An 11,298-nucleotide genomic window follows, 5' to 3' on the forward strand; every position below is an offset into this window, starting at 1 on the left:
CGAATGACATCGCTATCTGGCCGCACACACAATTCTTCTACAGCGAAATAGAAGAAAGGGGCGTCAGAATCGGCGCGAAGGGCGTCCGACGGCGAGCACGGCTTATTTCTACTACAGGTTGGTAGATGAGGCACGCGGCGGCGGGAGGCGAAGCGTCATGCGGTGAACTCCCGCGGCCAAGCCCGCGCGGCCGGCTGTCGACCCGTGGCCGGCGCACCGGCGGGCCGGGCCAGCAAGCCGACGTGACGTGCCCGCCCGCCGACGCCACGAGCGCCTGGCCGCGTGACGGGCAGCGCCGGGCGCCGGGCGCCCGGCGCCGGCCGTCAGGTCAGCAGCGCCCGGCCGAACCAGTCGGCGCTGTCCCGCACCCCGGGCAGCGCGAAGAAGTAGCCCCCGCCGAACGGCACGATGTAGTCGGTCAGCGGCTCGTCGGCCAGTCGCGCCTGCACCGCCTCGAACTGCCGGGCCACGTCCTGCTGGAAGCAGGTGAAGACCAGGCCCATGTCCAGGTTGCCGTTGCTGTCCAGGCCGCGGTCGTAGTTGTGGCCCCGGCGCAGCGGGATGCTCGCGGCCGTCTGGGGCGTACGCGGGTTCGCCAGCCGGATGTGGGCGTCCAACGGTGTCTTCCCGCCGGCGGCGTCGTCGGTGTAGTCGGGCGTGTCCTTCTCCACGTCGCCGGACAGCGGCGCGCCCGTGTCCCGACGTCTGCCGATCATGCGCTCCTGCTCGGCGATCGTCACCCGGTCCCAGAACTCGACCAGCATGCGGATCACCCGGACGACGAGATAGCTGCCGCCGGATGCCCACGCGGGCTCGTCCTTGCCGCCGGCCCACAGCACCTTGTCGGCGATCGCCGGCTGGGCGACCGCCGGGTTCGCCGTGCCGTCCTTGAACCCCATCAGGTTGCGCGGCGCCCCGTCCGGCCGGGGCGGCGACAGGAAGCCGTCGACCCGCCAGCGGGGCTGCATGCCGCCGCGGCTGTGCCGGGTGAGGTCGCGGACGGCGTGCAGCGGGGCGTCGGGCGCGTCGGCGCAGATCTGCAGCAGCAGATCGCCGTCGCACTGGGACCGGTCGAGGCTGTCGTTCGGGAACGTCGGCATCGTGCGCAGCTTGCTGGGGCGGGCGGCGGCGAGGCCGAACCGGTCGTCGAACAGCGATGCCCCCACGGCGGCAGTGATCGTGAGACCGCTGCCACCGATCGTCGGGCCCAGCAGGCCGGAGTCGGCGGGCGGCGCGGAGATGCCGTCGTTCGGCGGGGTGCCGCCGGTGGCCAGCAGGCGGGCGCGGTCCGTGACGGCGCGCATCAGGTCCACCAGCTCGCCCCTGGAACGGGCGGTGACGTCGAAGGCCGCGGTGATCGCGTAGGCCTGCGCGGGCAGGACGATGCCCGACTGGTGGGCGCCGTGGAAGGGCACGACGCGGGGGGCGCGGACGGCGGGTCCAGCCGGCGCGCCCGCCGCGGCCTCGGCGGGCGGCCCGACGAGGGCGGTGTCGGCCGTCACCGCGGCGCCGGCCGCGGCCGCGACGGTGGCGAGGGCCGAGCCGCGCAGCAGCACGCGCCGGTTGAGCCCCGGATCGGGGTTGGCAGGGGTCACGACGTCCGCCTCGGCTCGGTGATGGACGCGACCGGGGCCAACTGCTCGCTCAGCCCGCCGAAGTCGCTGTCGACGCGCTCCCGGTCCGCGGTGGACAGGTCGGCGATCGGCGGGTAGGTGCCGTCGGGCCGCGCGAGCCCCGCGAGGTCCCGGTCCGTGGTAGCGATCAGGGCGTCCAGGCTCGGCAGCGAGGCGAGGCGTGTGGTCAGCAGGGGCCGCAGCAGGCCCAGCACCGTCCTCGTGCCGTCCAGGTTCGCCCGGGCGGTCGCGAGCCCCGAGCCGGAGCCGAAGTCGTCGTGACCGGTCAGCGTGAACTGCAGGGTGTTCTCGGTGATCTCGTGCGCCCGGATGGCGATGTCGCTCGGGTCGACCTGGGCGTGCGGGAAGTCGGTGCGCAGGCCGCGCTCCGCCGTGAGGAGAGCATCCGCGACGGGCAGCACGTCCCCGGCGCTCTGCCCGTGCCACAACCCGTACTCGAGGCGGTGAAAGCCGGCAAAGTCGTCGTCCTTGAGGCCGCCTGGCAGCCCGTCGGGAAGCCCGTTGATGGCGTCGTCGGCATCCCCGAAGGCGCCGTATGCGGCGCCAAGCTGCTCGTAGCTCAGATGGGCGGGCAACCAGTCGCGGCGCGCCGCGGCCAGGTCACCTCGCGCTATGTCCGTCCGCAACGTCTCCGTCTGGCTGATCAGGCCGGGCAGCACGCCCGTCACGTAGCTCTCGTAGGCGCGCGCGATCGGTATCAGGTCGTTCTGGGTGACCGGCAGCACCGGCGGGACCGGGGTGCGCGCGGTGCCCGAGATGGTGACGGTCGGGCCCGTGATCGCCTGGTCTTCTTCCATCACGCAGCGGAACGCGTAGCTGCCGTGCCCGAGGACGATGCGCAGGTGCGCGGATGCCCCCGACCCGAGCGGCTCGACCTCCGCGTAGACCGCGCCGGTCGACGGGTCGATGAGCTGGGCGTCACCGTCACGCAGGTCGGTGTTGACGAGCAGGAAGTCCTGCTGACCGGCGACCGGTTTCGTCCACCCGTTGCCGCATCCGCTCAGACCGATCGAGACGCGGACCGGCTCCGCCTGGGCGGACGGACCGTCACCGGGCCCGCCGTCCCCCGCGGTCAGCGCGAGCGTCAGCCCACCGGCGAGGGCGACGGTCGCGGCACCGGCCGCGACGAGCATCCACGTTCGTCGTCGCACCGGCGAAATTTAGGCGGCTCGGCACCCATACCGGCCGGTCCGGGCCGAGACGTCATCCGATGTTCGACGTACATTCGCCCGCCCGACAGCACGCCACCTCGGGAGGAACAGGCGCGATGTGACGCGGTTACCGACGGATGACGGCCGTCAGCAGGACGACGGAGTCCTCGACGGCGGCGAGGGCGTGCCGCTCGGCCGGGATGGTCACATGGTCGCCGGCCGCGCCGCTCCAGGCCTCGTGGCCGGTGGTGAGCCGAACGCGACCGCGCAGCACCTGGAGGGTGGCCTCGCCTGGACTTTCGTGCTCGGCGAGCTCGTGGTTCGCCAGCAGGGCGATCACGGTCTGGCGCAAGGCGCTCCCGCTCCCGCCGTGGAGCGGGTGGGCCGCCCGGCCAGCGTGGGCCTGGCGGGCCCGCGCCAGCTGTTCCTCGGCGATCGCCGTCAACGAGGTCGTCTCCATCGCGGTTCCCCACGTCGTAGCTGGTCGGGCTTGTTCGGTCAGGCCGCGGCGGTGAGCAGGAGCACGCCACCCGCGAGGAGCGCCGCCACCTTGGCCGCATCGAGGACGACGTAGGCGTGGTGAGCAGACGAACGAGGCGCGTCCCGGCTCGCGAGAACGGCGCCGGAGCGCCGGGCGAGCTTGGGACGGACCGCGGCCAGCTGGGTGGCAAGGACGGCGACGGCCACCGCGAGAACGACGACGGTGGGCCGGCGAGGGGGGTCAATGGCGAGGAGGAGCACGATCGCCGCGGCGAGAGCGGTCTCGACCGTGTTGAGGGCCCGAAACACCAGCCGGCCGATGCCGAGCCCGATAGGCACAGTTACGCCCGGGGCGCGGAATTTCAGCGGAGCTTCGAGGAACGAGATGGCCAACACCATGCCCAGCCACACGAATGTGACCGCGACAGCGACCGACTGCCCAGCGCTCATGACCTTCCTCCCACGGGGACCAGGTAGGCGACGCACAGGTCCGGTTCGGCGAACGGCTCCAGCCGGTCCACGGTGAGCGGCGCCTTCCAGGCATCCAGGGCACCGCGCATCACGCCGAGATGGACCGGGCACACGACCTGCGCCCGCGTCTCGGCGAGCTCGAGGAACGGACAGTGCCGCAGCCGGACCCGGAGATCGGAACCAGCGTCCACGCCCACGCCGGGTGGCTCGGGCGCGAAGCCCAGGTCATCGAGCAGCCGGACCAGCCGCGCGACCGGTTGCCTCCGGCTGGCCGCGTCCGCGAGGCGGGACCCATCGCCCCGACCGCGGCCAACGTCAGCGCTGTCGCCAACCGCGCCGTCGTCGTCAGCGCCATTGTCGTCAGCGCCAGCGCCAGCGCCGTCGCCCACGGCGCCGTGGGCAGCGCCGACGGACGCGGTCGAGGCGACCCGCCGCCCCCAGGCCCGGCCGGCCTCGATCGCGCGCGTACTCGGATCGGAGCCGGCGGCCACGCTCTCCATGAGGATCTCGGCGAGGACCCGGTAGTGCCGCGGCCCGCCCGGGTCCATCCCCCGCACGGCCCGGAAGAGGGCGCGGGGCCGGCCCGGCCGGCGCCGGTCGGACGGCGCCCGCTCGGCCTGCCCGTTCGCGACCAGCGTGTCCAGGTGGAACCGGATGGTGTTCGGGTGCACGCCCAGCTCGTCGGCGATCTCGGCGATGCCGCGCGGCGCGCCCGCCGCCTTGAGCACTCGCAGCACATCGAGCCGCCGGCTGTCGGGCGACGAGCCGTCGACGCGCGCCCGCTCGCCTTCGTTCGCCATGGCCGCTATTTTACACAAGTAGGACTTGTAAAAACAGGCATGGAGGACACGAATGCCCCAGCACCAGACGGCCCCACGTGGCACGGACCACGAGGCACGGACGGGCCAGACGCCGGAGGACGAGCTCGATGTGCGCTCTCTGCGCAAGGTCGACAGGCACCCGGCGATCTTCGCCACCTATGCGGCACTCTCTACGGGCGGCTCGTTCGTCCTGGTCAACGACCATGACCCCCGGCACCTGCGTGCCGAGCTCGAAACCGAGCACGCGGGCGGTTTCGACTGGGAGTACCTCAACTCCGAGCAACGCCACTGGCGGATCCGGATCACCAAGCGCGCCAGCACGCCGCTCCCCCGCGTCCTGGTCAACACGGGCGACCTCGCGGCCGGCACCGGAGAGCCGGACCTGGCCGGCGCGGTCTGGAAGCTCCCAGTCGGCGAGCGCGATCTGGACTCCAACGTCATCGCCCTGCCGCCGGGTGGGACCATCGAGGCGCACCGTGGCCCCGATGTCGACGTGTTGGTTCACGTACTCGCCGGCTCGGGCACGCTTTCCACCGAACGCGGCACCTTCGACCTCGCGCCCGGCGCACTGCTGTGGCTTCCCCGCCGTTCACTGCGCAGGCTCGCCGCCGATGACGAAGGCCTGCGATACCTCACCGTCCACCGCCGTCGTCAGGCCCTCGTCGTGGGAACGGCCCCGCCGCCGGCGAACTGACTCCGGCCCCGGACCGGGTTACAGCCAGTCGCGGCGTTTGAAGATGGCATACAGCGTCAGGGCGCACGCGACCAGGACCACGACGCTGGCCACGAAGCCCCACTCCGTGCCGAAGCCCGGATAGGGCACGTTCTGGCCGTAGAAGCCGGTGATCGCGGTCGGCACAGCGATGATGGCCGCCCACCCGGTCAGCCTCTTCATAATCAGGTTCAGCCGGTTGCCCTGGATCGTCAGGTTCGTCTCCAGGATCGTGGTGACGAGGTCGCGCATGCTCTCGGTCCACTCCGTCGCCCGCAGGACGTGGTCGTAGACGTCCTGGTAGTAGGGCGCCATCTCGGCGTCGACGAGGTGCAGGTCGCGCCGCATGATCGTGTTGACGACCTCGCGCATCGGCAGGACGAGCCTGCGCAGCAGGACAAGGCTCTTGCGCAGCTGGTAGCTGCGCCGCTGGACCGCGCCGTCCTGCGGGCGCTCGTCGAACAGCATGTCCTCGAGCGCCTCGATCTCGGTGTCGAGCGACTGCACGGCGGCGAAGTGCTGGTCGACGATGAAGTCGAGCAGGCCGTGCACGAGGTAGCTCACGCCGAAACGCGCGAGATCCGGGTCGGCCTCGCCCCAGTGCGCGATCAGGCCGTCGACGTCGAAACCCTCGTCGGCGCGGACGGTGACCAGCGCCCGTTCGGTGATGAACGCGCCCACCTCATGGCTCGTCAGCTCACCGCTGTTCTCGTCGAGGGTGACCGCGTAGGCGTTCAGGAACAGGTGGCTGGCATAGTGGTCCAGCTTGGGGCGCTCCCGCGGGCTGACCGCGTCCTCGACGGCGAGCGCGGAAAGGTTCAGCTCATCGCTGATGACGTGCAGCTCATCGGTCCGCGGCGCGCAGAGGTCGAGCCACACCACGGTGTCCGGCTCGGCGAGGTAGTCGCTGATCTGGGCGACCGGGAATCCCTCGGCCTCCAGCTTGCCGCCGCGGTAGACCCGGGTGCGCGGCAGCTGCCGGCCCACCCGGTTCGCGGGGTCGGCGTCCGGGTCGACCCGGCACAGCTGCTCCGGTCGTCCGCCCTCCTCGCCCGCGTCGCCGTCGCCGTCGCCGTCGGCGCGGCGCGCGACGTCGGCGGTAGCGTCGCCCATCGGGCTCACCCTTCTCTCCGGCTCCCCGCGGTGCGGACGGTTCGTTACAGGGACAGTGGCACCGGGACGCCGCCCGGCGGACGTGGCGTGTTGGCCACCGGGTCGATGCCGCTCGGGTCGTCGTCGCCTTTCAGCCGGGCGGCGACGATCTGGGTGTCGTTCGGCACGTCGAACCAGATGTCGAGCGCCACGGCATCGTGGGCGCCGATCGTCATGACGTCCGGCTGGCGCCTGATCCGCATCGCGTCGAAGCTGGGCGCGTAGCTCTTCCCCGTCGCGTCGACGAGGCGCTGGGCGCCGGTGTCGAGGTCGTGAAAGGCCGTGTCGACGTTGTTGACGACGACGCCGAGCCGGCAGTACTGCCCGCGGGCCTCCCACTCGGCATGCGTGCCGGAGACCCAGTGCATCCCGCAGGTCAGCCCGATCGGCCGCAGCATCATGTTCCCGTAGCGCGCCGCGTCCGCGTGCTGGACCTTCTCACCCGGCCAGGCAGGTCGGATCGCCGGCGAGGAGTCCGGCGCGGACAGCCGCCCGGCGAAGAATCCGGCCCCGCCTCCGACGGCCAACAGCCCCACGGCGACGCCCACGACCAACACCCACCGTCTGGCACCCACCTGGCCTGTCCCTTTCCTCGACGGCGCGCGAGCGGCACCCCCGGCAGATGGTGACACACGCGTCATCCTCGGAGGCCGAAACGGCTTGACTCCCACCCAGCGGGACCAGGTTGGTCGCGAACTGACCGGGCGCGGGGCGGCAAACGAGTCGGTTGCGTTCCCTCGGTCCGGCTATCCGTGGCCTGATGATCAAAACAGGCGCACGCCCACCCTCCGGTCGGACGCCTTAGACCGCTTCCTCGGTGACGGCGAAGTACTTGGTGTAACGGGCGGTGCGGGCGCGCAGTTCGTCGAGGTCCATGCCCGTGTCGGCGAAGGTGTACTGGTGGCCGTGGGGCTCACGGGCGTAGTCACGCGCGAAGCGGGTCATCCGCGCCGCCGTGTCGGCGGGCAGCTCGAAGCCGAACTGGTCGTAGACCGCGCGCGCGGCACCGAGGGCGTCGTCCATGAGGCCGGCGAACTGCAGGTCGATGACCTGCCCGGCCGGCACCGTGCCGTCGAGGCGCGCGTCCACGGTCCGGTCGAGGCCGTCGAGGATCAGCTCGGCGAACTCCTCGCTGATCTCGGTCGCGTCCACGTCGTCGGTATAGAGGCGGCGCAACGACGCCAGCATGCTGGCCGTGGAGGCCATGATGCGGGCCGGGTCCCGATGGGTCTGCACGAGCAGGGCGCCCGGGTACTCGGCCATCAGCTGCGGCAGCGTCCACACGTGCGCCGGCGACTTCACCAGCCATCGGGTGCCCGGGTGCTCGCTCTGCAGCAGTTCCAGGAAGCGGCGGTGCCAGGTGTACGAGGCGGCGACGTGGCCGTCGCGCACGGCGTCGTGCAGCCACCAGCGCAGGTAGCCGGGGACGCGGTACTGGGTCGCGAAGATCGCGCTGGTGAACGCGCTGCCGGTGATCCGGCCGCATTCCTGCGCGAGCCCGGCGCCGAGCTGGTGGATGGACCGGAACTCCGGGATGAACAGGTCGACGAGCCCGATGAGCTCCTCGGTCTGGGCGATCCGGGGATCGGTCTCGTAGGTCTCGGTTCGCGGCGGCGGCAGCGGGGCCTCGACCTCCCAGGTCAGCGGCGCCCGGTGGGCCGGGTCCTGGGCGAGGACGTCGAACAGCATGGTGGTGCCCGTCCTGGCCTGCCCGATGATGACGACCGGTGACGCGACGTCGCGTTCCCTGATCTCCGGGTACGCGCGGTGATGCGCGACGATCCGCAGCCGGTTGGCCAGGTACCCGCCCAGCTCGCCCGCCACGGCGACCTGGCCGAACTCGGTCAGCCTGCCGTCGTTCTCCAGGCTCTTGAGAAGGACGTCCAGTCCGTCACGCCAGCCGTCCCCACCGAACAGCTCGTCGTCACCGAAGTCGTCGAGGCCTGTGGTCTCGCGTGCCGACGCGAGCAGCTCATCCGGGGTCACGCTCACCAGACAACCACGTCCAGCTGGCGGCCCGGCAACGGGGCAACCGTCCGGGTGCTGCCCGATCACGGACCCGCTACCAGCGAAACCGCGGCGTAGACCTCTCGGTGGGCTCAGGTCGACCACGAACTGTTTGCCCCGCGTCAGTCCGGCGGACCCGGATCCGTCGCCGGGTCCTTTCCGCTCGTCCCTAGCGTGCCTCCCGTCCGGCCGGCCGTCCGGCCGCGCGACCAACCGAACGGCGGGATGCGATGGGTGCGACACGCAGGCAGGTACTGACCGCCACCGGACTCGGCCTGTTCGGCGCGAGCCTCGGCCAGGCCGCCTGGGCCGGTACACCCACGAGCGGTGTCGCTCAGACCACCACCACCGGCGCCGCCGGCGCCGCCGGCGGCGGCGGAACGCCGGTCGGCCTGGGCCCGCTCGTCCCGGCCGGGCCGGAGCTGGCCCTGCCGCGCGGGTTCCGGTACACCTCCTTCGGTGCCGGTGGGACGCGGATGTCCGATGGGCTGGTCACCCCCGTCGCCTGCACCACTGGTCACCGGAGGACTTCCCCGAGCCCGGCGTGGTCGGGGCCAGCGAGCTCTCCGGCGCCCGTTTCACCCCCGACGGACGCCACCTCGTCATCAACGTGCAGTACCCGGGACTCACCTGCGTCATCACCGGCCCTTGGTCGGCTTTGGCCTGACCCAGGGTGCTCGGTCAGGTGGCGCCGGGCTTCTGGAGAGTCGCGTTGGTTGATGATGCCGGCGCCGACGATGGCCTGCGGCTGCGGATCCTGCCCTTGGCCGCGCTGGCGGCGTATGGGGAGATCGCGCGCTTGACGACCCGGGGCTGACTCGTGGTACCCCGACCGGCCCACGGTGACCGACCACGATGACCGCCCACGCGGCGGTCGAACAGCGGGTCGAACAGCACGTGCCACGGCTCGACGCCGAGTCGGCGGCGGGACTCGGTCATCGACGACGCCGACGGCCGGCCCACCGGTATGCCCTTCTGACAGCGGCGACCCGGCCAGGACGTCGGCCGCAGGATCTAGCTCCAACGAACGTTCGCCCCGCCGCCTGCGCCAGCAGGTCGATGATCAACCAGACGCTACGCGTCACCGGCGGCGCGCTACGTCTGACCGGTTCCAGAACTCGCGCCGCGGCGGGCCAACGTTGCCTGTCGCAGCATTGGACCCGATTCGGACCTGGGCGCCTGCGCGGTGCCGTACAGGGTCGCAGCAGTCTTTGAAGGGTAACCGTCTTCATCGGGTGCCCAACACCGTGTCGATCAGCCTTCCTGTGCGCAAATCAGTATTGGGTACCGACCTCTCGATAGGGCTCCTATTCGGTCTCTCCGCATTAGATTTCAGAGTGCTCCAGGGCTGAGCCGGAAGGCCCAATAATTGGGTTATACAGCCTGGTTGGCGGTTTGTGTTATTCCGTTTTCCCGCCTAGGATGAACGCATGTTCGAAATGCGTGGCGACGGTCTGGACGATGGGGCTGTGCCGTTGTCCCGGAACTCGTCAACCGCGGACACCACGGCGGCTGTCGCGGCCGTCACGGCGCGGCCAGATCGGGTCTCGCGACTGGCGGGTCCCGGGTGTGGCCGGTCGGCAGCGCGGGCGGCGTCGCGACGCCCGCCGTCGCGGACGGCCGCGCAGGGGCGGCGGGTCGAGACGGCGCCGGCGGCGGGCACCGCCGATTCGGCGGATGTCCCGGGCGCGCGGTGTCCCGCCGGCTCGCCAGCCGCCAGGGGAACGTCGGCCGCCTCGGTTGTCGCGCGTCGCGCGGCCCGGGTACCACCGTCCCGTCCCGGCACGATCTCGCCCGGTGACGCAATCCCGCGGGCCGGGATCCCGATCGATACCGGGGCCTTGGCCGCGGGCGGCGTGGCGGCAACCCATCGTCCAGCTCGGTCGGCGCCTGGGGCCGCCTCTGCCGCATCCGTTCCGCCCGGTGGCATGCCCACTACCCGCGTCGCTGACTTCGAAAGGCCGACCACCAGCGGGCAGGTCATCGACGGGTCTGTCGTCGATGGGCTTGGGGCGGGTGGTGGGTTGGTGGCTCGGTTGGCTGCGGTGGGTGGGGTCTTCGACGAGCTGCTCGCGGGTCTGGCGGCGTGCGGGGAGGCGGAGGCGTTCGATCTGGTGGTAGGTCTCGTGCGGCTGGCGTCGCGGTTGGAGGGGCTGGCGATCCGGGCGCAGGTGCGGTGGGCGGAGCTACGCCCGGACACCGGCCGGTGCCTGGACGGCGACGGGGAGGGTGAGCCGTTCTCGCCGTATCTGGGCGACGAACTGGCGGCCGAGCTGGGTCAGTCGCCGCGGACGATGACCAGCCGACTCGACCAGGCCTGGGACCTCGCCCACCGCTTCCCGGCCGCCCTCGACGCCCTGACGGCCGGCGAGCTGGACCAGACCCGGCTACGCGCGCTGCACGCGCTGACCGGTGTCCTGTCCGACGGGCAACGCGCGACGGTGGAGGCACAGATGCTCGCCGGCAGCCAGCTGAGCTCACCCACCCAGTGGCGACGCAAAATCCACCGCATGATCAGCCGGCTTGATCCTGCCGCCGCCGCCCGGCGCCGCGACGAAGCGAAAGCGAAACGGGACGTGTCGATCGAGCCGGCCGAGGACGGCATGGCGCTGCTGTCGGCGACCCTGCCCGCCGAGGACGCACGGGCAATCTTCGACCTGATCGACCGGATCGCCAGAACCGACGCCCACAGCGACRGCGACAGCCGCCCGATCGGCGCCCGACGCGCCGACGTCCTGACCGCCCTGCTCCTCGGGAACCGGCGCGAACGGGTCACCGTCGAGATCCAGGTGATCGCCCCGGTCGGGACCCTCGCCGGACTCGACGACAACCCCACCGAACTCGTCGGCCACGGACCGATCCCCGCACAC

Annotated in this window: 11 protein-coding genes; 3 read left to right on the forward strand and 8 right to left on the reverse strand. The window is 71.8% G+C overall.

Features of this window, described 5'->3' with window-relative positions:
* Positions 1-323 precede the first annotated feature (323 nt).
* From efeB to BCD48_RS54150, 5 genes are all read right to left on the reverse strand, one after another.
* On the reverse strand, positions 324-1,595 hold the full coding sequence (efeB, locus tag BCD48_RS28770; RefSeq protein WP_071051521.1) for an iron uptake transporter deferrochelatase/peroxidase subunit: 1,272 nt from the start codon (positions 1,593-1,595) through the stop codon (positions 324-326).
* Entirely contained in the window at positions 1,592-2,767 is a 1,176-nt protein-coding gene (locus BCD48_RS28775; RefSeq protein WP_083419348.1) for an EfeM/EfeO family lipoprotein, read from the reverse strand. Before BCD48_RS28775 ends, efeB begins: the two co-directional genes overlap by 4 nt.
* Before the next feature lie 145 nt (positions 2,768-2,912).
* The gene (locus BCD48_RS28780) at positions 2,913-3,245 is read right to left on the reverse strand and encodes a cupin domain-containing protein (RefSeq protein WP_071051523.1); all 333 of its coding nucleotides are present in this window, start codon (positions 3,243-3,245) and stop codon (positions 2,913-2,915) included.
* Positions 3,246-3,283: 38 nt separating this feature from the next.
* Entirely contained in the window at positions 3,284-3,715 is a 432-nt protein-coding gene (locus BCD48_RS28785) for a hypothetical protein (RefSeq protein ID WP_071051524.1), read from the reverse strand.
* A complete protein-coding gene (locus BCD48_RS54150; RefSeq protein ID WP_071051525.1) occupies positions 3,712-4,536 on the reverse strand; it encodes a helix-turn-helix transcriptional regulator in 825 nt (274 codons plus the stop codon). The genes BCD48_RS28785 and BCD48_RS54150 overlap by 4 nt, the downstream gene beginning before the upstream one ends.
* A gap of 52 nt (positions 4,537-4,588) precedes the next feature.
* On the opposite strand from BCD48_RS54150, the gene BCD48_RS28795 reads away from it, so the two are divergent.
* A complete protein-coding gene (locus BCD48_RS28795; protein WP_083419349.1) occupies positions 4,589-5,251 on the forward strand; it encodes a DUF2249 domain-containing protein in 663 nt (220 codons plus the stop codon).
* Between the two features lie 18 nt (positions 5,252-5,269).
* On the opposite strand, the gene BCD48_RS28800 is transcribed toward BCD48_RS28795, so the two are convergent.
* From BCD48_RS28800 to BCD48_RS28810, 3 genes are all read right to left on the reverse strand, one after another.
* Positions 5,270-6,382, reverse strand: coding sequence for a magnesium transporter CorA family protein (locus BCD48_RS28800; protein ID WP_241842055.1), 1,113 nt, complete (start codon positions 6,380-6,382; stop codon positions 5,270-5,272).
* A gap of 44 nt (positions 6,383-6,426) precedes the next feature.
* Positions 6,427-6,996, reverse strand: coding sequence for a hypothetical protein (locus BCD48_RS28805; protein WP_071051526.1), 570 nt, complete (start codon positions 6,994-6,996; stop codon positions 6,427-6,429).
* 226 nt (positions 6,997-7,222) lie between these two features.
* Entirely contained in the window at positions 7,223-8,413 is a 1,191-nt protein-coding gene (locus tag BCD48_RS28810; protein WP_241842056.1) for a sulfotransferase family protein, read from the reverse strand.
* A gap of 559 nt (positions 8,414-8,972) precedes the next feature.
* On the opposite strand from BCD48_RS28810, the gene BCD48_RS55035 reads away from it, so the two are divergent.
* Both BCD48_RS55035 and BCD48_RS28820 read left to right on the forward strand, forming a co-directional pair.
* A complete protein-coding gene (locus BCD48_RS55035) occupies positions 8,973-9,095 on the forward strand; it encodes a hypothetical protein (RefSeq protein ID WP_274536587.1) in 123 nt (40 codons plus the stop codon).
* Between the two features lie 1,360 nt (positions 9,096-10,455).
* On the forward strand, positions 10,456-11,298 hold an 843-nt coding region (locus BCD48_RS28820), incomplete at its 3' end, for a DUF222 domain-containing protein (RefSeq protein ID WP_349308055.1).

The organism is Pseudofrankia coriaricola, from assembly GCF_001854805.1.
In the GTDB taxonomy this organism is placed as follows: Bacteria; Actinomycetota; Actinomycetes; order Frankiales; family Frankiaceae; genus Pseudofrankia.